Annotated in this window: 26 protein-coding genes, 1 pseudogene and 1 riboswitch; of the genes and pseudogenes, 9 read left to right on the forward strand and 18 right to left on the reverse strand. The window is 64.3% G+C overall.

Annotation, left to right across the window (positions count from 1 at the left end; translation table 11 throughout):
* Positions 1-29: 29 nt before the first annotated feature.
* From BcanWU425_RS06990 to uvrC, 9 genes are all read right to left on the reverse strand, one after another.
* On the reverse strand, positions 30-884 hold the full coding sequence (locus tag BcanWU425_RS06990) for a TIGR01459 family HAD-type hydrolase (protein ID WP_018453486.1): 855 nt from the start codon (positions 882-884) through the stop codon (positions 30-32).
* 15 nt (positions 885-899) lie between these two features.
* Positions 900-2,372 (reverse strand): EAL domain-containing protein, encoded by a 1,473-nt coding sequence (locus BcanWU425_RS06995; protein ID WP_018453487.1) that lies wholly within the window; start codon positions 2,370-2,372, stop codon positions 900-902.
* A 142-nt stretch (positions 2,373-2,514) separates the two neighbouring features.
* A complete protein-coding gene (locus BcanWU425_RS07000) occupies positions 2,515-3,645 on the reverse strand; it encodes a YihY/virulence factor BrkB family protein (protein WP_204512378.1) in 1,131 nt (376 codons plus the stop codon).
* Positions 3,646-3,647: 2 nt separating this feature from the next.
* Positions 3,648-4,247, reverse strand: a complete 600-nt coding sequence (locus BcanWU425_RS07005; protein ID WP_018453489.1) for a hypothetical protein — start codon at positions 4,245-4,247, stop codon at positions 3,648-3,650.
* A 90-nt stretch (positions 4,248-4,337) separates the two neighbouring features.
* A complete protein-coding gene (gene prmB, locus BcanWU425_RS07010) occupies positions 4,338-5,297 on the reverse strand; it encodes a 50S ribosomal protein L3 N(5)-glutamine methyltransferase (protein ID WP_204512376.1) in 960 nt (319 codons plus the stop codon).
* Positions 5,297-5,773, reverse strand: coding sequence for a molybdenum cofactor biosynthesis protein MoaE (locus tag BcanWU425_RS07015; protein WP_204512375.1), 477 nt, complete (start codon positions 5,771-5,773; stop codon positions 5,297-5,299). Before BcanWU425_RS07015 ends, prmB begins: the two co-directional genes overlap by 1 nt.
* 3 nt (positions 5,774-5,776) lie before the next feature.
* Entirely contained in the window at positions 5,777-6,028 is a 252-nt protein-coding gene (moaD, locus tag BcanWU425_RS07020) for a molybdopterin converting factor subunit 1 (protein WP_018453492.1), read from the reverse strand.
* Positions 6,025-6,642 (reverse strand): CDP-diacylglycerol--glycerol-3-phosphate 3-phosphatidyltransferase, encoded by a 618-nt coding sequence (pgsA, locus tag BcanWU425_RS07025; protein WP_007596859.1) that lies wholly within the window; start codon positions 6,640-6,642, stop codon positions 6,025-6,027. The genes moaD and pgsA overlap by 4 nt, the downstream gene beginning before the upstream one ends.
* 99 nt (positions 6,643-6,741) lie before the next feature.
* On the reverse strand, positions 6,742-8,811 hold the full coding sequence (gene uvrC, locus BcanWU425_RS07030; RefSeq protein ID WP_204512374.1) for an excinuclease ABC subunit UvrC: 2,070 nt from the start codon (positions 8,809-8,811) through the stop codon (positions 6,742-6,744).
* Positions 8,812-9,060: 249 nt separating this feature from the next.
* Between uvrC and BcanWU425_RS07035 the strand changes: the two genes are divergently transcribed.
* Positions 9,061-9,684 carry an outer membrane protein gene (locus BcanWU425_RS07035; protein WP_085383808.1) on the forward strand — a complete coding sequence of 208 codons (624 nt, stop codon included), beginning with the start codon at positions 9,061-9,063 and terminating at the stop codon, positions 9,682-9,684.
* Positions 9,685-9,755: 71 nt separating this feature from the next.
* On the opposite strand, the gene BcanWU425_RS07040 is transcribed toward BcanWU425_RS07035, so the two are convergent.
* From BcanWU425_RS07040 to BcanWU425_RS07055, 4 genes are all read right to left on the reverse strand, one after another.
* Complete coding sequence (locus tag BcanWU425_RS07040; RefSeq protein WP_007614865.1) at positions 9,756-9,971, reverse strand: cold-shock protein; 216 nt, start codon at positions 9,969-9,971, stop codon at positions 9,756-9,758.
* Between the two features lie 250 nt (positions 9,972-10,221).
* On the reverse strand, positions 10,222-11,082 hold the full coding sequence (locus BcanWU425_RS07045; RefSeq protein ID WP_204512373.1) for a 23S rRNA (adenine(2030)-N(6))-methyltransferase RlmJ: 861 nt from the start codon (positions 11,080-11,082) through the stop codon (positions 10,222-10,224).
* Positions 11,083-11,134: 52 nt separating this feature from the next.
* Complete coding sequence (locus BcanWU425_RS07050; RefSeq protein ID WP_085350075.1) at positions 11,135-11,827, reverse strand: ribonuclease T2 family protein; 693 nt, start codon at positions 11,825-11,827, stop codon at positions 11,135-11,137.
* A 119-nt stretch (positions 11,828-11,946) separates the two neighbouring features.
* Entirely contained in the window at positions 11,947-12,411 is a 465-nt protein-coding gene (locus BcanWU425_RS07055) for a hypothetical protein (protein ID WP_018453498.1), read from the reverse strand.
* 182 nt (positions 12,412-12,593) lie between these two features.
* Here BcanWU425_RS07055 and BcanWU425_RS07060 point away from each other — a divergent pair, with 182 nt between their 5' ends.
* Positions 12,594-12,887 (forward strand): hypothetical protein, encoded by a 294-nt coding sequence (locus tag BcanWU425_RS07060; RefSeq protein ID WP_026232542.1) that lies wholly within the window; start codon positions 12,594-12,596, stop codon positions 12,885-12,887.
* Positions 12,888-12,930: 43 nt separating this feature from the next.
* Positions 12,931-13,461, forward strand: a complete 531-nt coding sequence (locus tag BcanWU425_RS07065; protein WP_018453500.1) for a DUF3617 domain-containing protein — start codon at positions 12,931-12,933, stop codon at positions 13,459-13,461.
* 169 nt (positions 13,462-13,630) lie between these two features.
* Here BcanWU425_RS07065 and BcanWU425_RS07070 read toward each other — a convergent pair whose 3' ends face one another.
* Genes BcanWU425_RS07070 through BcanWU425_RS07080 form a run of 3 tightly spaced genes read right to left on the reverse strand, consistent with a single transcriptional unit; the run spans position 13,631 to position 16,304 of the window.
* Positions 13,631-15,019, reverse strand: coding sequence for an ATP-binding protein (locus tag BcanWU425_RS07070; protein WP_018453501.1), 1,389 nt, complete (start codon positions 15,017-15,019; stop codon positions 13,631-13,633).
* 17 nt (positions 15,020-15,036) lie between these two features.
* Positions 15,037-15,768, reverse strand: coding sequence for a response regulator (locus BcanWU425_RS07075; protein ID WP_204512372.1), 732 nt, complete (start codon positions 15,766-15,768; stop codon positions 15,037-15,039).
* Complete coding sequence (locus BcanWU425_RS07080) at positions 15,765-16,304, reverse strand: MarR family winged helix-turn-helix transcriptional regulator (protein ID WP_007596846.1); 540 nt, start codon at positions 16,302-16,304, stop codon at positions 15,765-15,767. Before BcanWU425_RS07080 ends, BcanWU425_RS07075 begins: the two co-directional genes overlap by 4 nt.
* 340 nt (positions 16,305-16,644) lie before the next feature.
* On the opposite strand from BcanWU425_RS07080, the gene BcanWU425_RS07085 reads away from it, so the two are divergent.
* The 5 genes and pseudogenes from BcanWU425_RS07085 (at position 16,645) to BcanWU425_RS07105 (ending at position 21,025) form a co-directional block, all read left to right on the forward strand.
* Positions 16,645-17,727: a branched-chain amino acid aminotransferase gene (locus BcanWU425_RS07085; protein WP_204512371.1), complete on the forward strand. Its 1,083-nt coding sequence runs from the start codon at positions 16,645-16,647 to the stop codon at positions 17,725-17,727.
* A gap of 268 nt (positions 17,728-17,995) precedes the next feature.
* The gene (locus BcanWU425_RS07090; RefSeq protein ID WP_204512370.1) at positions 17,996-18,520 is read left to right on the forward strand and encodes a YegJ family protein; all 525 of its coding nucleotides are present in this window, start codon (positions 17,996-17,998) and stop codon (positions 18,518-18,520) included.
* Positions 18,521-18,570: 50 nt separating this feature from the next.
* Positions 18,571-19,990 (forward strand): annotated as a pseudogene (gene hisS / locus BcanWU425_RS07095) (histidine--tRNA ligase); the annotation flags it as partial.
* Between the two features lie 253 nt (positions 19,991-20,243).
* On the forward strand, positions 20,244-20,447 hold the full coding sequence (locus BcanWU425_RS07100; protein ID WP_008144861.1) for a tautomerase family protein: 204 nt from the start codon (positions 20,244-20,246) through the stop codon (positions 20,445-20,447).
* A 182-nt stretch (positions 20,448-20,629) separates the two neighbouring features.
* Positions 20,630-21,025 (forward strand): thioesterase family protein, encoded by a 396-nt coding sequence (locus tag BcanWU425_RS07105; protein ID WP_204512368.1) that lies wholly within the window; start codon positions 20,630-20,632, stop codon positions 21,023-21,025.
* A gap of 122 nt (positions 21,026-21,147) precedes the next feature.
* Here the strand turns inward: BcanWU425_RS07105 and proC are convergent, their stop codons facing one another.
* The gene (gene proC / locus BcanWU425_RS07110) at positions 21,148-21,972 is read right to left on the reverse strand and encodes a pyrroline-5-carboxylate reductase (protein WP_204512367.1); all 825 of its coding nucleotides are present in this window, start codon (positions 21,970-21,972) and stop codon (positions 21,148-21,150) included.
* A gap of 201 nt (positions 21,973-22,173) precedes the next feature.
* Positions 22,174-22,674, reverse strand: a complete 501-nt coding sequence (locus BcanWU425_RS07115) for a type III secretion system chaperone family protein (RefSeq protein WP_204512366.1) — start codon at positions 22,672-22,674, stop codon at positions 22,174-22,176.
* Positions 22,675-23,061: 387 nt separating this feature from the next.
* A riboswitch (FMN riboswitch) is annotated at positions 23,062-23,221 on the forward strand.
* Positions 23,222-23,297: 76 nt separating this feature from the next.
* On the opposite strand from BcanWU425_RS07115, the gene BcanWU425_RS07120 reads away from it, so the two are divergent.
* Positions 23,298-23,861: a 6,7-dimethyl-8-ribityllumazine synthase gene (locus BcanWU425_RS07120; RefSeq protein ID WP_026232546.1), complete on the forward strand. Its 564-nt coding sequence runs from the start codon at positions 23,298-23,300 to the stop codon at positions 23,859-23,861.

Genomic DNA, 23,861 nt, shown 5'->3' on the forward strand with positions numbered 1-23,861 from the left:
CACATCAACCGGGAATGACGATCAACTCGCTACCACTTCAGTTCGCGCATCAGCGCCTTCGGGGGATGGCCGAACAATTCCAGCACCGACGCCGGGTCGAGCTGGTCGAGACCCTCGAACTCCTCGGCATGGATGCCGCGGGTCACGAACAGGCAATCGATGCCGAACTCGCGCGCGCCGGTGAGGTCGGTCCGGACGGAATCGCCGATCGCGAGCACCTTTTTGCGGTCGATCTGGTGGCCCTGGCGTTCGCCGGCGAGCGCCATCGCGCGCTCGTAGATCGGCCGGTGCGGCTTGCCGTAGAAGATCACCTCGCCGCCGAGCTCGCGATAGAGCTCCGCGATCGCGCCGGCGCAATAGATCAGGCGGTCGCCGCGTTCCACCACGATGTCGGGGTTGGCACAAACCAGCGTCAGCTTGCGCTCGCGCGCCTTCAGCATCATGCCGCGATAGTCTTCCGCCGTCTCGGTCTCGTCGTCATAGAGGCCGGTGCAGACGATGTAATCCGCCTCTTCCAGCGGCGCGGTCACCGCATCGAGGCCGCGATAGATCGAGTTGTCGCGCTCGGGGCCGAGCCAGAACATCTTGCGGCCGGGATGGTCGGCGACATAGAGCCGCGTCAGGTCGCCTGAAGACACGATCGCGTCATAGGTCTCGTCGGCGACGCCGAGCTTGCGCAATTGCCGCTGCACGGAGTCGGCCGGGCGCGGCGCGTTGGTGATCAGGATGACCGTACCGCCGCGGCTGCGGTAGGTGTGCAGCGCCTCGCAGGCTTCGGGGAAGGATTCGAGACCGTTATGGACCACGCCCCAGATGTCGCTGAGCACGACGTCCACGCCCGCCACGAGTTCACGCAGGCTTTCGGCGAAATGCAGTGTGGTCATGATGCGTGCGGCCGATCAGATACGTCGCGCGAGCGCGGCGTTGCCGGTGACGCGCTGTGGCGCAGACGCAGCCGACGTCGCGCCTGAGCTGGATATGCCGGAGCCATTGGATCCCTGAATGTCCTGTGCCTGGTTCGGCGCGGCGGTAGCAGATGACCCCTCCGGCCGCAATGGCCGGGGCGGCGCGAACAGGAACCCCTGGCCGAACCGCACGTCATAATCGAGCAGGTCGATCACGGCGCGCTCGCCCTCGATTCGCTCGGCGATCAGATCGATGCCGAAGCGGCCGAGCAGGTCGGAGAGATCGGACGGGTGGATGTCCGAGGCCGAAGCCTGCCTGGGGTCGAGCAGGAGCGAGGCCGGCACCTTGATGAAGCGCACGCCGCGATCGGCGAGCTCGCGCGGTTCGATGCGCAAATCGGTGACATGGTCGATCGAGAAACGGAAGCCGCGCTGGGCGAGCGCCGCGAGATTCTCGGTTTCGGCCGGGCCGAGATTGCGGAAGGTGGATTGCTTGAATTCCAGCACCAGCGAGGGCGCCAGCGCCCGATTGGCTTCGAGGAAATCGAGGTATTGCGCGAAGGTCGTGGAATTGCCGAGCGTGGAAGCCGCGACGTTGCAGAACACGCCGACTTCCTTGTTGCGTACCATCAGGCGCCGCAGCACCTGCACGCAGCGCAGCATGACCATGTTGTCGATGCGCCCGATCAACCCGGAGGCCTCCGCGATGCTGATGAACTCCTCGGCCGCGACCAGCTGGTCACGCTCGTCGCGCAGGCGCGTCACGGCCTCGTAGAACCGGACCTTGCGCTGCGGCAGCGACACCATCGGCTGGAGGAAGATGTCGATGCGGTTCTCGTCGATCGCGTTGCGGAGCGTCGCCAGCAATTGGGTCTGGTTGCGGCCGTTGGCGGTCTGAACCGGATTGGCGGTCTGGGTCTGGATCGCCGGTGCTGCCGGCCGCATTGGCGGCGGCGCGGGCGCCGGGGCAGCCGGCCGTTCCTCCTCGAACGTGGCCATCAGGTCGAGCGGCGCGTCCGGCTCCTGCCTTGCGACCGGCGCGGGGGCCGACACTGGCGCGTTGCCGGCCATCAGATCCTCATGGGCCGACACGGTGGTGGCGAGTTGCCTGACCAGTCCGCCGAGTTCGTTGATCTCGCCGACCACCGACTGGATGCGGTCGGAGTTGGCCGAATTGGAAGAGGCGATGCGTGCTTCGATCGTGGCGAGCCGGCGGCCGAATTCGGCGACCTGACGGGCGAGGTCGGCGGTGCCGCGCGAAAGATCGGCGATCTGGCCGCCGACGTCGCTGCGGTCGCGCAGTCGCATCGACACTGCATTGTAGAGGATCAGGAAGGTCAGCGCCGTCAGCGCCACGATCGCGGATTCGGTTCCGCTGATGCCGGCGACCGCGTAGAGCAGGAGCCCGAGCGAGGCGGCGACCAGAACCATGCAGATCGCGATGAAGATCGTCGAAATACGAATCATGCCGCGCGTTACGCCTCAAGAGCTGACTGCCTGACCGGGAAAACACGGGTGGCGTTTCGAACCCGTCACGCCGCATGCCCCCCCAAGCGGCATGACCTTAACATCATTGTTGATTCGAGGGGATAGCGGCCCAATCGCAGAGTCAGGACGGCGCCGCGGCGCCGACCGTGTCGGCCGAGACGGCCTCGCGGGTGCCTAGCGGCTTGGGCGGCCCGGTGGTCGTGTCGCGCAAGGTCTGCCGTTCGATCTCCGAATTCAGCTCAGCCCCGAACATGATGACGATGGCCGACATCCACATCCACATCATCAAGCCGATCGCAGCGCCGAGCGAGCCGTAGGTCGCGTTGTAATTTGCGAATTCGGACAGATACCAGGACAGCAGCGCCGAGCCGCCGATCCAGAGGATCGCGGCCGTCACAGCACCGGGGCTCAGCCATTGCCAGCGCGGGGCGTCGCGGCTGGGCGCGAAGCGGTAGAGGACGGCGAGCGCCGCAAGGAGAATGACGAACAGCACCGGCCATCGCGCCAGCGCCACGATCAGCTTGCTTTCGGGCGCCATGCCGAGGTGGTTGAGCGCGAGCGGGAAGGCGACGACGGCGCCCACCATCAGCAGCAGGGCAACGATGCCACCGACCGTGAAAGCCAGCGAGACCGTGTTCAGCCGGATGAAGCTGCGCTTTTCACGCTCCTCATAGGCGACGTTGAGGGCGTCGAAGATGGCTTTGACGCCGGCATTGGCGCTCCAGATCGCGAGCACGAGTCCAAACAGGAAAGTGAAACCAAGGGTCGCGCCGCCGTTCGACACGACGCGCGCCACCTGGTCCTCGACGATCTGGAACGCGCCCTCCGGCAGCATCATCGCGAGCGATTGCAGGTTGGAACTGATCGTCGAGGGATCGGCGAACAGGCCATAGAATGAAACCAGCGCCGTGATGGCGGGAAAGATCGCGAGCAGTCCGAAAAAGACGACGCCGCCGGCGGTCGCGAGCAGGCGATCCTCGTCGATGCGCTGATAGGTGCGCCAGAGGATGTCCTTCCAGCCTGCCCACGGGATCGCGAACGGGCTTTTCGCGCGGCGGCCGCGGCCGGGCTGCGAGGCTGCGCCCGTCGGGCTCGTTTCCGGCGAATTCGCCTCGCCGTTGCGGTGGTCTTGCGGAGGTCCCGGCCGGATCAGGCCAGAATCCTGGAAATACCGTTCCGCGGTGAGCACGAACACGGTCGTGGCTGCGACTAACAGCCAGCTGTCGAATTGCTCGGCGCGCCGCATACGCATTTTCAGGTATCCGCTCCGTGGCCGTGACGCCGCCTGCGCGCGGCCGTGATCCCGACCAGCCCAACGGCCGCGAGCATCAGCCCGAGTTGCACGGGCCGGTTGGACCGAGCCGGCCACGTGCTGCCGCCATGTCCTGACTCATGTCCTCGTTCGCCCGGCGCGAGCGGCGCCAGGGGAATTGTCGTCGCGACCTCTTTCACCGCCTCCTTCACCGTTCCGCGCGGGATGCGCGGGGTGGCGATAGCCACCCGTAGGCGGCTGGCGAGCGGCACGATCGGCTTGGTCTTGCGCTTCATCTGGGCCATGGCCACGCCGGCGCAGGCGGCGGCCAGGACCAGGAGCACAGCGCCGACGGCGCCGAACCCCCAGAATTGCCCGTAATGGATTGCAATCCAGCGGTACAGGGCGATCAGGCCGACGAAGAAGGCTGCGACGACGAACAAGCCCGCAACCGCGAGCAGTCCGGCCGCAGCCGCGTACGACGTCATGCGCCCTGTGGCCTGGTTGCTCCGGTCGCGGGCATAGGACTGGGCGGCGCGCTTGAGATGGTTGAGCTTGAGCGCGACGCCGGCGCGCAGCAATTCGCCCGATGGCGCAAGCATGCAGTTATCCTCCGAGTGCGAGAAAATTCGTCGGGGGATGAACGTGGCGGTATTTGACTTGTTCCGACGAGGTCTGCCCGCCGTGATGGATCAGCCGAGATCGGCTGCCGCGATCCAGAACACTTCGCCCTCGGAGTCCTCGGTGTCGAGCCAGAGCAGCGGCAATTCAGGAAAGGCCTCGTCAACCAATTCGCGGCCGCGGCCGATCTCGCAGATCAGCCCGCCATGCGGCGTCAAATGGCCGGGCGCATCGCGCAGGATCCGGCGCACCACATCGAGACCGTCGGCGCCGCCGTCGAAGGCGAGCTTCGGCTCGGCCCGGCACTCGGGCGGCAGCGCCGCCATGCCTTCGGCGTCGACATAAGGCGGGTTGGTGATGATCAGGTCGTATTTGGTGTTACCGAGTGGGGCGAACAGGTCGCCGCGATGCAGGCTGATCCGGCCATCGAGCCCGTATTCGCCGACATTTCGTCTGGCGACGTCGATCGCGCCCTTCGAGATATCGACGGCATCGATCGTGGCGTTCGGGAAATGATGCGCGGCGAGGATCGCGAGGCATCCCGATCCCGTGCAGAGATCGAGCACGCGCTCGACGGCGCTGGAATCGTCGATCAGCGAGCCGGCTTCGCCGTCGCCGCCGAAATGCGACTCCAAGAGTTCACCGATGAAGGAGCGCGGAACGATGACGCGCTCGTCGACATAAAACGGCAGGCCGCGCATGTAGATCTTGTTGACGAGATACGCGGCCGGTTTGCGCGTGGTGACGCGCTGATGAACGAGATCGATGATGGTCCTGCCCTCGGCGGTCGTGACGCGCGCGTTGGCAAAAATCTCGAACTGCTCGGGATGCAGATGCAGGGCTTCACAGACCAGGAAAGCCGCTTCCGCGACCGGATCGGGCGTGCCATGGGCAAAGGCGAGCTTGGCCTCATTGAAGCGGCTCACCGCATAGCGGACGAAATCGATCAGCGTGAGAAGCTCGCCGGGGCCCACTTTCGCGAGCTTTGGCGCGGCGCGGCCGCGCACGGCCTTTTTGGATGTTGTTGCCATCAGGATCGGGTCCAGCGTGCGGCGGCTTCGTCGTCGCGGGCCTGGGCCTCGACCCAGTCGGTGCCGGTGGCGCTCTCTTCCTTCTTCCAGAACGGCGCGTTGGTCTTGAGATAATCCATCAGGAACTCGGCTGCCTGGAACGCTGCCTGGCGGTGCTGCGAGGCGGTCAGCACCAGCACGATGTTCTGGCCGGGCATGAAACGGCCAACGCGATGGATCACCGTGACGCCGCTGAGAGGCCAGCGCGAGATGGCCTCGTCGGCATGGCGCCTGATCTCTTCCTCGGCCATGCCGGGATAATGCTCCAGCGAGAGCGCGGCGATCTTCGCGCTGTCTTCGTCGCTGCGGCAGATGCCGGAAAAACTCACGACCGCACCGATGTCGGTGCGGTTCCCGGTCAGCACCGCGATCTCGCGTGCGATGTCGAAATCGTCTTGCTGGATACGGATGGTGACGGGGCAGGTGGTGACGGGCATGGCCTAGCCGCCGGTCATCGGCGGGAAGAACGCGATCTCGCGAGCGCCCGCGATCGCGGCGTCCGACTTGACGTGGGCATGGTCGATCGCGGTGCGGATCACCTTCGGCTTCTCGAACGCATAGGCGTAGGCTTCGCCTTGGCCGGACAGCCAGGCGATCAGCTCTTCCACGGTGCGCACGGTCGCAGGCGGCTCGATCGTCTCCTCGGCCTTGCCGATGCGCTCGCGCACCCAGGCGAAGTACTTCACCTTCATCCCTCATCCTCCTTGATGAGGTGATGGATGCCGGCGCCGAAATAGTCGTAGCCGGTGTACATGGTGAGGATCGCCGAGGCCCAGAGCAGCGCCAGCCCGATCATCGAGACCATGGGCACGACCTCATCGCCGGCCGGACCAGCCAGCAGGAAGCCGATGGCGATGAGCTGAACCGTCGTCTTCCACTTCGCAAGCTTGGTCACGGGCACGCTGACACGCAGCGCGGCAAGATATTCGCGCAGGCCCGAGACCAGGATCTCGCGGCACAGGATCACGATGGCGGCCCACAGCGACCAGCCGTGAATGATGCCGTCGGCGGCCAGCATCAGCAGGCACGAGGCGACCAGAAGCTTGTCGGCGATCGGATCGAGCATGCGGCCGAACGCCGATTGCTGATTCCAGATCCGTGCGTAATAGCCGTCGAGGTAATCGGTGACCGCAGCCGCGATAAAAATGGCGACGGCGACCCAGCGCAGCCACAGCGGGCCGTCCATGATCGACTGTGCGTAGATGCACCCGACCACGACCGGGATCGCGGCGATCCGGCCGTAGGTCAGGATGTTCGGGAGGGACATCGCGCGGCTGGTCGTCCCTCGTGTCGTGGCGATGTTCATCCGTCCTACCAATACCGCTGCAGCCTGAAGGTCAACCGTTCCGCTCCCCAAATGGGGTGCGGGATGCGACGACCATATGACCGCGGCCCCCCTTTTATTTCACCCCGGCTGGGGATGGAAATACTCGAAAATCCTGCGGGCGCTCTCGGCGCTCACCCCCGGAACCTTACCGAGATCGGTGATCGAGGCCCGTTCGATCTCCTTCAGGGTTCCGAAATGATGCAGCAAGGCACGTTTGCGTGACGGACCGATGCCAGGAATCTCCTGCAAGCCGGCCTCGCGGATGTCCTTCTTGCGCAGCTTGCGGTGCGAGCCGATGACGAAACGGTGCGCCTCGTCCCGCAGCCGCTGGATGAAATAGAGCACGGGGTCGCGCGGCTCCAGCTTGATCGCCTCGCGCTCCGGCATGAACAGGGTCTCGCGGCCGGCATCCCGGTCCGGCCCCTTGGCCACCGACATCAGCGCCACCTGGGTCAGGCCGAGATTTGCAAAGATGTCCCGGACCGCGTTGAGCTGGCCGCGGCCGCCATCGATGATCACGAGATCGGGCCATTGCGGGAAGTCGTCGTCCTTGGCTTTGGCCGCGTTGTCCTCGGGTGGATTGATCAAGCGCTTGAAACGGCGTTCGAGCACCTCGCGCATCATCCCGTAATCGTCGCCGGGCGTCAGGCCCTCCGACTTGATGTTGAACTTGCGATACTGGTTTTTCACAAAACCGTCCGGGCCGGCGACGATCATGGCGCCGACTGCGTTGGTGCCCTGGATGTGGCTGTTGTCGTAGACCTCGATCCGCTTCGGCGCATGCGTCAGGCTCAGGGTCGTGGCCATGGCGTCCAACAGGCGGCTCTGCGTCGCGGTGTCCGCGAGCTTGCGGCCCAGGGCCTCGCGCGCGTTGGTGAGCGCGTGGGTGACGAGCTCCTTCTTCTCGCCGCGCTTCGGCATGGACACTTCGACCTTGCGGCCCGCCTTGATCGACAGCGCGTTGGCAAGCAGCTCGCTCTCCTCGATCTCGTGCGAGAGCAGGATATTCCTCGGCGGCGGCTTGTCGTCATAGAACTGGGCGAGGAAGGAGCCGAGCACCTCTTCCGGCGTATATGTCTTCTCCGCGCGCGGGAAATAGGCGCGGTTGCCCCAGTTCTGCCCGGTGCGGAAGAAGAACACTTCGACGCAGGAGAAGCCGCCCTCCTGGTGGATGGCGAACACGTCGGCTTCTTCCACCGTGCGCGGATTGATGCCCTGCTGCGACTGGATCGCGGACAGCGCAGCGAGGCGGTCGCGGTAGAGCGCGGCGCTCTCGAATTCGAGCTCGCCGGAGGCCTTCTCCATCTCCGCGGCAAGCTCCTGCTTCACCGCATGGCTCCTGCCGGACAGGAAGTCGCTCGCCTCGCGCACCAGGGTCGTGTAGCCGGGGAAGTCGATCTCGCGGGTGCAGGGGCCGGCGCAACGGCGGATCTGGTAGAGCAGGCAGGGCCGCGAGCGACTCTCGAAGAAGGAATCCGTGCAGGAGCGGATCAGGAACGCGCGCTGAAGTGCGGTGATGGTGCGGTTGACGGCGCCGGCGGAGGCGAACGGGCCGAAATAGCGACCCGGCCGCGTCTGCGCGCCGCGATGCTTCAGGATCTGCGGCGCCCAATGGTCGCCCGTGATCAGGATATAGGGAAACGACTTGTCGTCGCGCAGCTGCACGTTGAAGCGCGGCCGAAGCTGCTTGATGAGGTTGGCCTCCAGCAGCAGGGCTTCGGTCTCGGTGTGGGTCGAGATGATTTCCACGGTCACCGTGGCGGCGATCATGCGCAGGATGCGCGCCGGCTGCGGCGCACTCTGGCGCGCATAGTTCGACAGGCGCTTTTTGACGTTCTTGGCCTTGCCGACATAGAGCACGTCGGCATTCGCATTGAGCATGCGGTAGACGCCGGGCGAGGTGGGGGCGAGGCGCACCGCGCGTTCGATCGCCTCGTGGCCGGTCGCCAGCGGCTCTTCGCCGACGGTGCCGCTCTCTTCCAGGATGTCCGGCAGCCGCGCATCGTCCTCGTCGTCGCCATTCGCAGTGGCGGGATCGAGGTCCGGCGGCGCGGCTTCCGTTTCCTGGGGCGGGACGTCGGGTGCTTTGCCGCGCACGGGTTTGCGTACGCGTGCGTCGTCCGGATTGTCGGGGGAATCGTGAACCATGGTGCGAATTTAAGCGCTGCGGGTGTCGATTTGAAGTTCCGGCCGAGCGGCACGCACAGGATGGCGGCGCAGTTCCCGGTAACGCTTGCTTAAGCCTGTTAACAGCTCGGTAACCCGGCTTAACAGGCCTTTAACTTAAAACTCTCGATAAATCTTATGCGAAAAATGGTGGTTCCGTAACCATGCGGTTTTGCCTCGCGCGGCGGCGCGGGCATCGCAGCGGTGACGGGAGTTGCGTTGGAGTGTGTGATGAAGAGGCTCGTTGTGGGCGCAGCCGCGTTGGCTGCGGTCGGCTGGACGGCTTCGGCAGAGGCCGCCGATCTCAATTACGGGCAGCGTGCGCCCTACACGGTCAATCAGCCGCTCAATGCTTATAGCTGGGCCGGTCCGTATCTCGGTGGCAATCTCGGCTACGAATGGGGTTCGGTGAGCAACAATCCCGCAAAACCGTCGGGCTTCGTCGGCGGCGTTCAGGCCGGCTACAATTTCCAGAACGGCCCATGGGTGTTCGGCGTCGAGGGCGACATCCAGGCCGCCGGTGCCGACGACACCTTCGCGCCGTGGAAGTTCTCCAATCCGTGGTTCGGCACCTTGCGCGGCCGCGCCGGCTACGCCTTCAGCAACGTGCTGTTCTACGGCACGGCGGGCCTCGCCTTCGGCGAGCTGCGCGCGCAGACGTTCGGCTGGACCGAGTCGCACACCAGCGCCGGCTGGACCATCGGTGCCGGCGCGGAAGTTATGTTCGCGCCGAACTGGAGCGCCAAGCTCGAATATCTCTATATCGATCTGTCGACGAGTCAGTTCGCGATTACGGGCGTGTCAAACGGCTATAGCGCCAGCGTTGTGCGCGCAGGCGTGAACTATCACTTCTGATAGCTAAAGAAGAAAATACCGGACCAACCTCCCGGCCGCTTGCGGCCGGGATTTTTTTGACGCTTGGCTCGCTAGGGAAGGATGACCAAATCGACCGCCTTCGGCCCCTTGCCCTTCTTGTCCGGTTCGACTTCGAAAGTAATACGCTGTCCTTCGGCAAGGTCCTTCAGTCCGGCCCGCTCCACAGCAGTAATATGTACGAAGACGTCGCGGCCCCCGTCGTCCGGTTTGATGAATCCGTAGCCGCGCTCACCGTTGAAAAACTTGACCGTTCCCGTCATGGCCATCGGGAAACTCCCCCTCATTGCTCCTCCGTCGTGACGCAGACGCGCGTCACGACATGACCGGGCCTTACGAAGCCCGGGAGCTGGCCATCCTTCGGCAGACCATTCGGTCCGACTGGATCTTTCTTAGGCCTTCACTCCGCCGCAACCATTCGCGGAAGCGGAACGTAAAGCCAGTCACCGCAACAGCATAATACGGTTCTCTGCAGATTGACTACCGCTCCTGCATATTTTTCCCAAGAATGCCGGAGTGTTACGGTCTCGGCACCTCCAATCGGAATCTGGCAGCGCCACCCTGGCCGAGCGGCATTTCCAGCTCCGGCAGGATCGTCTTGAGTTCGCCGTGCAGCGTGTAAGGCGGATTGACGATCAAGAGCCCGCTGGAGGTGAGGGCTGCGCCGTCGGCTTGCGGCGCCACGCTGAATTCGAGGCGCAGGCATTTTCCCGGCGGCTTTGCTGCGGCTGCGAGCCGCGCCACTGATTGCACCAGCGTGTCGGTGGCGCGTCGGCTCTTGGCGGGATACCAGATTACATAGATACCGGTCGGCCATTTCGCGAAAGCCGCCGAGAAGGCCTCTGCGAGCTTTTCGAACTCGTCCTTTGCCTCGAAGGGCGGGTCGATCAGAACGAGCCCACGCCGTTCCTTCGGCGGCACGAAAGCCGGCAGCGCCATCCAGCCGTCGAGGTCGACCACGCGGGCCTGTTCGTCGCGGCGCAGTACGCCGATCAGCGCCTTGCGCGCCTTCGGCTCGAACTCGCAGAGCAAGAGGCGGTCCTGCGGCCTCAGGAGGCCGCGTGCGATCAGCGGCGAGCCCGGATAGGCCTTGAGCTCGCCCTTCGGATTGAAGGCGCGGACGATGTCGAGATAGGGCTTGGTCAGCGCCATGGCGTCGTTCGACAACCGCGCCTGCATCAGCCGCGCAATGCCCGTCAGCCACTCGCCGCCCCGGCGCGCTTCGTCGCTTTCGAGATCGTAGAGGCCAGCGCCGGCATGGGTGTCGATGACGCGGAACGCACCCGGCTTGTCCTGGAGATAGGTGATGATGCGCGTCAGCACGATGTGCTTGATGACATCGGCGAAGTTGCCGGCATGGAAGGCGTGGCGGTAATTCATGCAAGAGCACTACGCCACGTGACGGCCCGAGCAAAGAGGCACGACGCCTGGGCTAGCCACCCCGGATCGGCGGCATCGTCACCTGGTCGCGGCGGCAGGCGCGGCGGTCGATCTCCTCGCAGGCGCGGAATTGCAGGTCCTTGCTGAGGCAGATGCGGACTTCCGATAGCCGCGTCCGGTTGCAGGTGATCGAGACGGCGGCATTGCTGAGGCCCGGATTGGCCTTGATGAAGGCTTCCTCCACCTCCGCCGGCGCCACGGTCTTGGCCTGCGATAGATCGAGATATTCGGCTGGAATCTTGATCGCGGCGCGCGCCTTGCGGATCGTCTCGAAATAGCTGCGGTCAGCGAGCCCCGAGCAGGTGCCGTGCTTGTCCCACTCATTGAAGATCAGCCCCGGCGCCGGCATCAGATCGAGCATGGAGGAGACGATGCTGCGGTTCAGCCGCGGCGAGGGCCGCTGGCAATATTCCGGAAATCCGCTCTCATATTGCGGCCACAAACCATGCACCACGAAAGCGTAGGGCCGTCCGCTGCACTGGGTCTGCGAGCGGCCGCCGCGCTCCGCCGCCTCCTCGCAGAAAGAGGGCGACCAAGACAGTGACAGCACATAAAAATCGAATTCGCCGGGCGTGTTCTGCCGCTTGTCCTGGGCCTTTGCGCCATGGGCCAGCGCAGCCAGCCCGGCCGCAAGCGTTAGCGAGATCATCAGGCGGGAGAACGAATGCAATCTGGAATGAAACATGGCGACGCCCCTCAACTAGACTGTGCAGGCAAGCCTAGCAGGCGATAAGAACATTTCAAGAACAAAATGCGGGTGACCGTCGTTCGGCCGCCTGATCGGTCCGGATCAGAACGTTTCAATTACTGTTTGGCGGCGCGGCAGGCCGGGTTGTAGGCCCAGTTGCGGTCGAGCCCGACCACGCACCATTCGACGCCTTGGCCGTAGCCGGCGAAGCCGCCATCCTCCACGATCGAGAAATGCACCTTGCGCATCTTGCCGTCCGTGAGCATGGCCTCGCCGGTGCAATAGCGGCGCGGGATGTTGTCGGATGCCCAAGGCCGGAACGCGGTCTCGTGAACTGCGGCGAAGCCGGTGATCTTCAACGAAGAATTCCAGAACGCGCTTTCTTTCTCCCAGAACTGGGTCGCGATCGTCGGCAGCGCCCTGTCGCACTCGGAGACGTTGCCGTCATAGCGCGGCCCGCTCAGCCAGAAATTCAGCTCCAGCGGATTGGCGGCCCTGGCCTCGCCGAGCGACAGCGCCCCGAACAGGAGGCCGAGCACGGCGGCAAAGCGGAGCGATTTCAGGAAGGTCGAGGCGCGCATGGATGATCCAGACAGCATGATCTGCAAGGGTCGGACGGTGCCGTGAAGGCCGGGGGAGGTCAAGTGCAGCGCGGCAACACTTGCCGACGAGTTGACCGCAATGCTGCGTTGGACCGGCCATCCGTTCTTTCCACCGCCGCGCCGACACCGTAAACTGCCGCCAACCAATCGGAGTGACGGGAATGCGAATCATTGCGGCCGCGGGCCTACTTGCCTTGGGTATGATGGCGAGCCAGTCGGCGCATGCCGATCTGCTTCCGGTGCCTCCGTTCAAGGGCAACGACACCGGCGGCATCATCGCCTATTCGATGGCAACCCAGGTCGATGCGCGGCAGGTCGCGGTCGATCACTGCGCGCGCTATGGCAAAGTCGCCAAATTCCTGGCGGTGCAGGCCTATGAGGGCGGCTACATCTCGTTCTCCTGCCGCTGGGTGCCCTATGGCGCCGCCGACCAGCCGATCCGCACGCTCTACTGAGGCGCTTTCGCACGCCGCTACCTCTCAGCCGGGAACTTCCCACATGACGCGCAAACTCGCTTTGCTCGGCTCCGCCCTTTGCCTCGTGTTGTCGGCAGGCAGCGCTCGCGCTGACGACCTGCCGGTGCGTAAGGCAGGGCTGTGGGAATTGAAGATGGTCCGGACCGGCACGCCGGTGCCCGAGATGACCATGCAGCACTGCACCGACGAGACCGTCGACAAGGAAATGAACAACAACGTCTCGCCGATGGCCAAGCAGATCTGCGCCAAGCAGGACATCAAGAAGACCGCGACCGGCTATGTCAGCGATTCCGAGTGCAATGTCGCCGGCATCAGCACGACTTCGCATGCTGAGATCACCGGCGATTTCAATTCGGCCTATACGGTGAAGACGTCGTCGCACGCGCAAGGCGGCGCCGCCGGCGCGGCAGGCCGCGACACGACCGTGCAGCTCGAAGCGAAATGGCTGGGAGCCTGCAAGCCGGACCAGAAGCCCGGCGACATCGTGATGCCCGGCGGCTTCAAGATGAACGTGCGTGACATGGACAAGCTGAAGGCGCTGCTGCCGAAGTAAGGCTCTTCCCCTCTCCCCTTGTGGGAGAGGGTGGCTCGCCGCGCAGCGGCGAGACGGGTGAGGGGTTTGTCTCCGCGTGTGACTCTTTTCGCTTTGAATTCGCGGAGAGAGACCCCTCATCCGGCGCTTCGCGCCACCTTCTCCCACAGGGGGAGAAGGGAAGAGGCAGCTACACCGGTATCCGCACGCTCGCCCTTAATCCGCCCATCGGACTGTCGCCAAGCGTGATGTCGCCGCCGTGCGAGCGGGCGATGTCGCGGGCGATCGCGAGGCCAAGACCTGTGCCGCCTTCGTCCTGGTTGCGGGCGTTGTCGAGCCGCAGGAACGGCTTGAACACCTCTTCGCGCAGATGGGCGGGAATGCCCGGCCCGTCATCGTCCACCGTCACGGTCAAATAACGGTGATCGCGCTGGCCGGTGATGGCGATGCTCTTGCCGTAGCGGGCGGCGTTGGTGACGAGGTTGGCGAGGCAGCGCTTGAATGAGGCCGGCTTCACCGTGACCACGGGCAGCCCGTTGAACGCAACGGTCGCCGTGTGGCCGTGGCGCTCGGCGTCGCTGCGCAGCTCCTCGAGCGCCTGGGCCATGTCGGTCGGCTGCGACTGCTCGCCGGAATCGCCGCGGGCAAACGCGAGGTAGTCCTCGAGCATCATCGACATCTCGTCGACGTCCTTGCGCATGCCCTCCATTTCGGGGCTGTCGCCGATCAACGCCAGCTCGAGCTTGAACCGCGTCAGGATCGTGCGCAGATCATGGCTGACGCCGGCGAGCATCGCGGTGCGTTGCTCCATCGTTCGCTCGATGCGCGACTTCATTTCGAGGAAGGCGACCGACGCGCGCCGCACCTCGCGCGCGCCACGCGGGCGGAAATTCGGCGCCTCGCGGCCCTTGCCAAAACTTTCGGCGGCGTCGGCAAGTCGCAGGATCGGCTTGATCTGGTTGCGCAGGAATAGCACCGCGACGATCAGCAGGATCGAGGACGTGCCGACCATCCAGAACAGGAAGATCTCCGAGTTCGAGGCATAGGCGGCGCTGCGCTGCGCGAACACGCGCATCACGGCATCGTCGAGCTGGATCCGGATCTCGACGAGGTTGGAGCGGCCGACCGTGTCGATCCAGAAGGAGCGCCCGATCTGGCGGCCGAGCTGCACCGACAGCGTCTGGTCGAGCAGCGAGAAGAACGGCTTTGGTCCCGGCGGCGGCATGTCGCCGGCCGGGAGGAAATCGACGACGAGGCCGAGGCGCTGCTGCGCGATGCGGCGGATCTGGTCGCGATCCTTGTCTTGCGGGTAGCCCTTGTAGACGTCGATCAGCGCGGCGATGTCCTGCACCACCGCGGCCGACAGGCGGCGTGTCACCGTGTTCCAGTGCCGCTCCATGAACACGAAGGCGACCACCGATTGCAGGATCACCATCGGCACGATCATGATCAGCAGCGCACGCGCGTAGAGGCCGGTCGGCATCCAGCCCTTGAACGCATTGCCCATCCAGCCATTGGCGGCGGAGACGCGGCCGGCGGCGCTCTTCAAAAGCGTCAGGCCGGTATCGATCGTGCTCATCGGTGGCGGTTCACTCTTTATGGCGAGGCTACCAGCCGGTAGCCGATGCCGCGCACGGCCTGGAGGAACAGCGGATTGGCGGGATCGGTCTCGATCTTGCGCCGCAGGCGGTTGATCTGCACGTCGACGGCGCGCTCGTTGACGCTGCCATTGCCGGTCAGCGCGCTGCGCGGCACGGTCTCGCCCGGTGTCTCCGACAAAATCCGCAGCATCTCGCGCTCGCGGTCGGTGAGGTGAATGACGTCTTCGCCCTGGCGCAATTCGCCGCGGTCGAGGTGATAGATGTACGGGCCAAACGCGATCTTCTCGACCGCAGTGGCCTGTGGCGGCGGCGCGGCGCGCTTGAGGATGTTGTTGATGCGCAGCGCAAGCTCGCGCGGCTCGAACGGCTTTGCGACGTAATCGTCGGCACCGATCTGCAGGCCCTCGATGCGCGCTTCGGCTTCATGCCGCGCCGTCAGCATCACGATCGGCACCGAGGACGAGGTCCGGATGAAACGGGCGAGATCGAAGCCGGTCTCGCCGGGCATCATGACATCCAGGATCAAGAGGTCGAAGTGCAGGCCCAAAAGCTTGGAACGGGCATCGCTAGCGCTCGCGGCGGTCGAGACGCGATAGCCTTCGCCGGCAAGGAAGCGCGAGAGCAGATCGCGGATGCGGCGGTCGTCATCGACCAGCAGGAGATGCGGGGCATCGTCTGCGGGACGTGCCGGCGGGCGTGCGAGCGTGGCAGCGAGCGGCACGGTCACTCCTTGTCCTGATTGACGGTGGCAAAGATCGTCTCGAGCACCTTGTCCGGATCGTCGCGGTCGATCATCGCGCGCAGGAAGCGCTTGACGGTCTCGGCATCCTGCGGCGCCATCTCGGCAAGCGCCTTGGTGATGCGCGTGGTCTGGAGGCCGGCGAGCTTCTGCACCAGCGCCTCGCCCTTCGGTGTCGCAAACAGCAGGCGTTGGCGGCGATCATTGTCGCCGGTCTTCTGCACGATATAGCCCTCGTCCAGGAGCTGCTTGAGCACCCGGCCGAGCGATTGCTTGGTGATGCGCAGGACGTCGAGGAGGTCGGCGACCTTGAGGCCGGGATAACGATAGACAAAGTGCATGACGCGGTGATGGGCCCGGCCGAAGCCGAACGCCTCCAGCTCCTGGTCGGGATCGCCGACAAAATCGCGATAGGCGAAGAACAGCAGTTCGATGATATCCCAGCGCAAATTGCCTCCGTCGTCTGCGGCCGGCCGCGGCCCGGCTGCGTCTTGAGAAGGAGTCGCGAAATTTATGTCAGGCATATTGACGTATCTTGGTCTCAATGTTACAAAACGATCAGCCCGCACGAAATTTTAGATCGTTTCGCGTCGGGTGGGCATTCGAAGCAAGGCGGCCGCAGTGGGCCGGACAGGCGGAGACGGCCGGAGCAGATCTACCGTGCGATTGTCGAACGGCATTTCGGCAAAACATACTGGACTTCCGTCTTCCGCAAAAGCATGTCCTCGGTGACATGCTGGCCACGGAAACCGGCCGTAACAAGGCTGGCGGCGGTCCGGCCAGAAACCAATCGAGCCAGCCGGGCCCAAATCGGGGCAGGCGGGTGCCACAACGGCGCCGCTACCGGCAGCGGGAGGCAAGGACATGAGCATGAAATTCGACATCCAGCCCGCATCCAATCCGACCTCCGAGAAGGATCGGGTCGCCAAGCTGGTCGACCCCGGTTTCGGGCGGGTCTTCACCGACCACATGGCAGTGGTCCGCTACAACCAGGCCAAGGGCGGCTGGTACGAGGCGCGCGTCGAGGCCCGCGCCAATTTCCAGCTCGATCCGGCCGGCGCCGTCCTGCACTACGCCCAGGAAATTTTTGAAGGCCTCAAGGCCTACAAGCGCGATGACGGCGGCGTGAACCTGTTTCGCCCCGACGCCAATGCACGGCGCTTCAAGGACTCGGCCGACCGCATGGCGATGGCGCAGCTTCCTGAAGACGTCTTCATCGAGGCGGTCGAGCAGGTCGTGCGCATCGACCGCGCCTGGATGCCCGGCGGCGAAGGCAGCCTTTACCTGCGCCCCTTCATGATCGCGAGCGAGACCTTCCTCGGCGTCAAGCCATCATCCGAATACATTTTCGCGGTGATCGCCTCGCCGGTCGGCTCCTACTTCAAGGGCGGCCCCGCGCCAGTCTCGATCTGGGTGTCCGAGAACTACACGCGCGCCGCGGTCGGCGGCACCGGCGCCGTCAAATGCGGGGGCAACTATGCCGCGAGCCTGCGTGCGCAGGCCGAAGCGATCCAGCACGGCTGCGATCAGGTCGTCTTTCTCGATGCGATCGAGCGCCGCTATATCGAAGAGCTCGGCGGCATGAACGTGTTCTTCGTGTTCGAGGACGGCTCGCTCTCGACGCCGCCGCTCGGCACCATCCTGCCCGGCATCACCCGCGACTCCATCATTGCGCTGGCCAAAGACGCCGGCAAAACCGTGCGCGAGGAGCCGTATTCGCTCGACCAGTGGCGCAAGGATGCGGCAAGCGGCAAGCTGAAGGAGGCGTTTGCCTGCGGCACGGCCGCCGTGATCTCGCCGATCGGCACGGTGCGCTCGGTGAGCGGCGATTTCGAGATCAGCGGCGGCGCCGCCGGCCCCATCGCCATGGGCCTGCGCAAGCAGCTCGTCGACATCCAGTACGGCCGCACCAACGATCCGCACAACTGGATCCGGAAGGTGGATTGAGGCCCTTCTTCCTTCTCCCCTTGTGGGAGAAGGTGGCGCGAAGCGCCGGATGAGGGGTTCTATCCGCGAGTTCAAGGGTCAGTTGGACTCGCGGATAGAACCCCTCACCCGTCTCGCCGCTACGCGGCGAGCCACCCTCTCCCACAAGGGGAGAGGGGAAAAGGGCATCGCTGGTTGGCTTTTCTCGCCATGAACGCGACACCATGATCGTGCGACAAAGTCCAAGACCTCGCATACCCAGACATCGAGTCATCCGGACATCGCGATCATGACATCCACTCTTCCCCAGTCCCTGAAATGGGTCGTTCTTGCCGCGGTCACCGGCATCACCGTATTCGGCATTCTGACCATCGGCCCCAAGCCGGACGTCTCCGCTGAGGGCCGTTCGCCCGTCGTCGACGTGCGCACCACCGATCCGGAGATGAACACCGCGATCGCGCGCGCCCGCGGCACGCTGCCGACCTTCTGGGCCTCCTATGAGGCGCCGAAGCCATCGGAGACAGGGCATGCCCTGAAGGTGCACTTTTCGACCCGCAAAGGCGGTGAGCACATCTGGATGGCCGAGGTGAAGAAGATACCCAACGGGGCCTATTCCGGCCTCTTCGCCAACGAGCCACGCGATCTGCCCGGCAAGCGGGCAGGCGACAAGGTCGAATTCACTGAAGCCGACATCTCGGACTGGATGTTCATGCGCAACGGCAAGATCGTCGGCGGCGAAACCATCAAGCCAACGCTGAAGTCGCTGCCGAAAGCGGATGCCGACGCGCTCCGGGCGCGGATGGAGCAGCCGTAAGAGCCTACCCGGCAGTTGCCGCGTCGCGCGTCGGCTGGTAAATGCCGCGCATGGCCGAAAAACCTAAAAAACCCCAGAAACTGAAGGCGCGCCTGCCGCGCGGGCTTGAGGATCGCGATCCAGCCGCGATCCGGGCGACGCGCGAGATGGTGGACAAGATCCGCGCTGTCTACGAGCTCTACGGATTCGAGCCGGTGGAAACGCCGGCGATGGAATACACCGACGCGCTCGGCAAGTTCCTGCCGGATCAGGATCGTCCGAACGAGGGCGTGTTCTCGTTCCAGGACGACGATGAGCAGTGGATCAGCTTGCGTTACGATCTGACCGCGCCGCTCGCGCGCTATGTCGGCGAGCGCTACGGGACCGACGGTCTGGTCCTGCCCTACCGCAGCTATCGCGTCGGCTACGTCTTCCGCAACGAGAAGCCTGGCCCCGGCCGATTCCGCCAGTTCATGCAGTTCGATGCGGACACGGTCGGTTCGGCGACGCCAGCGGCTGACGCGGAGATCTGCATGATGGCGGCCGACACGATGGAGGCGCTGGGCATTGCGCGGGGCCAATACGTCGTGAAGGTGAACAACCGAAAGATTCTCGATGGGGTGATGGAGGCGATTGGACTCCATGGCGATAGCGACGCTGGCCGACGGCTTACGGTGCTACGCGCGATCGACAAGGCCGACAAGTTTCCGATCGACGAAGTAAAGAAGCTGCTTGGCGAGGGACGCAAGGACGAAAGCGGCGACTTTACAAAAGGAGCCGGGCTGAACGAAAAACAGATTGCTTCTGTGTTGTCTGTGGTCGTGGCCAAAGATCTCAACAGTCTCAAGCACGCGCTTGATCAAATAACAATGGACACGAAGGGAGTGCCAGACGCCAGTGGCGGGCTGGGCCGCCTACCGTATGAAGATGCCTTGAATGAGATGCTTGAGGTGTTTGCTCCCCTTGTAGCCGCTGCGGGTTACGACGATGGGCGTATTCGCATCGATCCTTCGGTGGTGCGTGGGTTGGAGTACTACACTGGCCCTGTCTTTGAAGTTGAACTCCTGCTCGATACTAAAGATGAAAAAGGCCGCCCCGTGCGCTTCGGTTCGGTAGGTGGCGGCGGGCGTTACGATGGTCTCGTCTCCCGCTTCCGCGGCGAGACGGTGCCGGCGACCGGCTTCTCAATCGGCGTATCCCGGCTGCAGGCGGCGCTGACGCTCCTCGGCAAACTCGACACAAAACCGGAGCCCGGCCCCGTTGTCGTTACTGTGTTCGATCGCGACCGCGTCGCCGACTACCAGAAGATGGTTGCAAGCCTGCGCACCGCCGGCATTCGCGCCGAGCTCTATCTCGGCAATCCCAAGAACATGGGCAACCAGCTCAAATATGCTGATCGGCGGAACTCGCCCTGCGTAGTAATTCAGGGAGCCGACGAGCTGAACGATCCCGATGGGCCTCAAGTCATAATCAAGGATCTCTGGGTCGGCTCTACAACAGCGGATGTGGAGAAGGACCGAGATCGTTATTTGCAAACGCAGAAATTGGTTCAACAGAAGGTGCCGGTGTCTAGTCTCGTTGAAGAAGTGAGAAAGACGCTAAGATGGCACGACATCGATCCGCTTGGTCCAGGGCCTACCTGACGTGACAACGCAGACTATCATGTTTGGGGCTTGTCCCGGACATCCACGTCTTGTTTGATAACGCCCGTCAATGGCCGGTGTTCGGCCCAAGGGAGAGAAAAATGCCTGAGATCACTGTCAGCATGGCCGAAGGCCGCACCGACGAACAAAAGGCCGGCATGATGCGCGATATCACCCAGGCGCTGGTGAAGAATCTCGGCGTCGATGCCGACGCCGTCGTCATCCAGATCAACGAGGCCCCGCTCCGCCACAAGATGAAGGGCGGCAAGACGTTTGTGGAGCGCGCGGCGGCTGCGAAGAAGTAGCTGCCGCTGGTTCGGCAACCACAAATGTCGTCCTGGCGAAAGCCAAGACCCATTCCCCCAAGGGGCAGTTGTCGCAGCAGGTCGTGGTTTAGACCGCGCATGACAATGTTGAGTCGGGGTAATGGGTCCTGGATCGGCGCTCCGCTTCGCTGCGCTTGTCCAGGACGACGGGGGGAGGCCCCATGGACGCACGCGACTACATCAAGGTCGGCATGAGCGCCGAGCGCACGCTCGTGGTGCCGGTGGAGCGCACGGTCGGGCATTTCGTGCCCGGCATGCCGATGGTCTATGCGACGCCGATGATGATCCTGGAAATGGAAATGACGTCGGGCGATGCGATCCGCAGCGTCCTTCAGCCCGGCTGGGTCACCGTCGGCACCGAGGTCGATATCCGCCATCTTGCAGCAGCTCTCGTCGGTACGACGGTGCGGACCACCGCCAAGGTTTTCGCAGTCGAGCGCCGCGTCATCCGCTTCGAGGTCGAGGCCTTCGAGGGCCCGCGAAAACTCGGCGAAGGGCGCCACGCGCGCGGGCTCGTCAATGTGGCGATGTTCAACAAGCGGCTGGGCGCGACATAGGAGCCGCTTGCTTTGCCCTCATCCTGAGGAGACCGCGCAGCGGTCGTCTCGAAGGATGGCCACAGGCGACAGCCGGGCCTGCATGGTTCGAGACGGCGCTTCGCGCCTCCTCACCATGAGGATCACTTCGCCAATTCCTTCGACCGCTGCGTCGCCGCCGCGATCGCGCGGATCATCAGCTCGCGCAGGCCGGGCTCGCCCATCAGCACGCCGAGTGCCGCGGCCGTGGTGCCGCCGGGCGAGGTGACGTTCTGGCGCAGCGTGCCGGAGGCAAGCTCCGACTGGTGGAGAAGTTCACCCGAGCCGGCGACGGTTTCGCGCGCGAGTTTTGTCGCGAGCGCCTCGGGCAATCCCGCCTCGACACCGGCGCGCGCGAGCTCTTCGGCCAGCAAAAACACATAGGCCGGGCCAGAGCCGGACACTGCTGTCACCGCGTCCATCAGGCTCTCATTCTCAACCCATTCGACCGAGCCGGTAGCGCGTAGCAGCGCATCGGCCACCGCGCGTTGCTGCGCGCTGACATTGTTCGCGGCGACAGCCACCGTGATGCCGCGACCGATCGCCGCCGGCGTATTCGGCATCGCGCGCACCACCGCCCCCCCGCAGACCTCTTCCAACGAGGCGATCGTGGTTCCCGCCATGATCGACACCACCGCGGTCTTGTCGGAGACGAACGGCTTCAGCTTGGCGCCGGCCTCGCGGAACATTTGCGGCTTCACCGCGACGATCAGCGTCTCGACCTGGCCTGCCGTCGTCGCATCAGGATTGAGCGCGATGCCCTTGGCGGCAAGTGCGGTGATCTCGGCCGAGATGTGCGGATCGATCACCGCGACGCGGCGCGGATCGAGCCCGCCCGAAAGCCATCCGGTCAGCATCGCGCCGCCCATCTTGCCGGCGCCGGCGAGCAGGATGGTGCCGGTGATGTTCTCGAGAGTGCTGTTCGCCATCGCTGTCGCCACCGCCGTCGTCCTGGCCTAGTGCGCAATTGCGCACGGGGGCCAGGACCCATTACCACGGCTGGTTCTAGTCGAAGGATGGCAGGGCAACAAGCATCGCGAGCTACGCAAAGACCTCGCGGTAGGGGTCCTGGCTTTCGCCAGGACGACGATGGGAGAAAGCCGGGCTCACTCGCCGCCTCGAGAGTGCGCTTACGCCTCGCCCACGGTGTCGAACATGGCCGCGTCCATGGCCTCCGCCGTGGACTTGCCGGCCCACACCACGAACTGAAATGCCGGGAAATAGCGTTCGCAGGCGTGGATGGCGCCGGCGAGCATGGCTTCGCATTGGCCTGTGGAGGCGATGAGCCCGCCCGGCAGCACCAGGGCCTGCCGGTGCATGATCATGCCGGTGGTGGTCCACAGGTCGAAGTGCCCGACCCACAACTGCTCGTTGACCGCGGCCACGAGCCGCTGGACCTCCGGTCGTCGCGCAACCGGAATCTTCATGTCGAATGCGCAGGCCAGATGCAGCGCCTCGATCTCGCCCATCCAGGTGAAGGAGATCTGGTAGTCGGTCCATTGCCCCTTGGAGACAATCGTGAGCTCGTCTTCGCCGGAGCGTTCGAACGGCCAGTTGTTGCTGGCAGCGATATCCTCGACCACCGCGAGCGGATGGTTTTTGGAATCGATAGTGCCTTCGAGCAGGGACATGCCGTCTCGACCTCTTGCCTTTTTGTTGTCTTTGATACGCACGCGGTTGGTCCGGCGCGCGCTCCCTTAAATCTTGCTAAGGCGATCCGTTCGGATCAGCGCGGGCTTGTCGCGGATCAACTGATGTGATTTGCGGAATCTGCGCAACTGGCTGCCGAGTCCGTCCACAAGTCAGGACTCGTTCGTCCACAGCTCATCTCCGCCACAATTATTAACGGGAAGAACAAATCGGAATCGGATTTGATGGCCTGCCAATCGCTAATTCCGTCGCGTGCCCCCTGGACCGCCATGGCGGCATGGGACCATGCGGTTTTCCCATGCGGAACCCGCTTGCCGCGGCCCCGAACCGGCGTCATATTTGCAGTCAGGCCGTTCATCCCGGGCGGCCGATGTTCTCAGGGCGGGGTGAAAGTCCCCACCGGCGGTAAGGGCCGTAAGGCCTAAGCCCGCGAGCGCCTTCCTCAAAGTCTGTTGCTGAGGGGAAGGGTCAGCAGATTCGGTGCAACTCCGAAGCCGACGGTTAAAGTCCGGATGAAAGAGAACGGTCGGTGGCAGACGCATCGCAGGATGCGGCTGTTTGTCGTTCCGTGTGCCCTGATTCTGGTCCTTAACTGAGGAAAGCCATGAATCAGATGTTGCAAGATCCCCAAGCCGAAACGTCCCAACCAACTCAAACGCCACCGCCGGTTCCGCAAGATCCGGTGCCCGACCATCCGCGCTTCGCGAAACCGCAGCGGGTGGCCTTCGTGCAGGCCTGCTGGCACCGCGACGTGGTCGAGGAGGCCCGCATCGCCTTCGCGAAGGAGGCAGAAGCGCGCCACCTCAATCATGTCGACGTGTTCGAGGTGCCGGGCTCGTTCGAGATCCCGCTGCATGCGCAGATCCTGGCCAAGACACGACGCTACACCGCGATCGTCGCGGCCGGCCTCGTCGTCGACGGCGGCATCTACCGCCATGAGTTCGTCGCCGATACCGTGATCAAGGCGTTGATGGACGTGCAGCTGCGCACCGAGGTGCCCGTGTTCTCCGCGGTGCTGACGCCGCAGCAATTCCACGAGACCGAGGTGCACTACGATTTCTTCCGCAAGCATTTTGCCATCAAGGGCGTCGAAGTGGCAGCCGCCTGCGCGGAGACACTGCTCGGGCTCGAACGCCTGCGCGGCCAGGTCGCCGCGGGAATCGTGTAA

The sequence above is a fragment of the Bradyrhizobium sp. WU425 genome, assembly GCF_021052305.1.
GTDB lineage: Bacteria > Pseudomonadota > Alphaproteobacteria > Rhizobiales > Xanthobacteraceae > Bradyrhizobium > Bradyrhizobium canariense_D.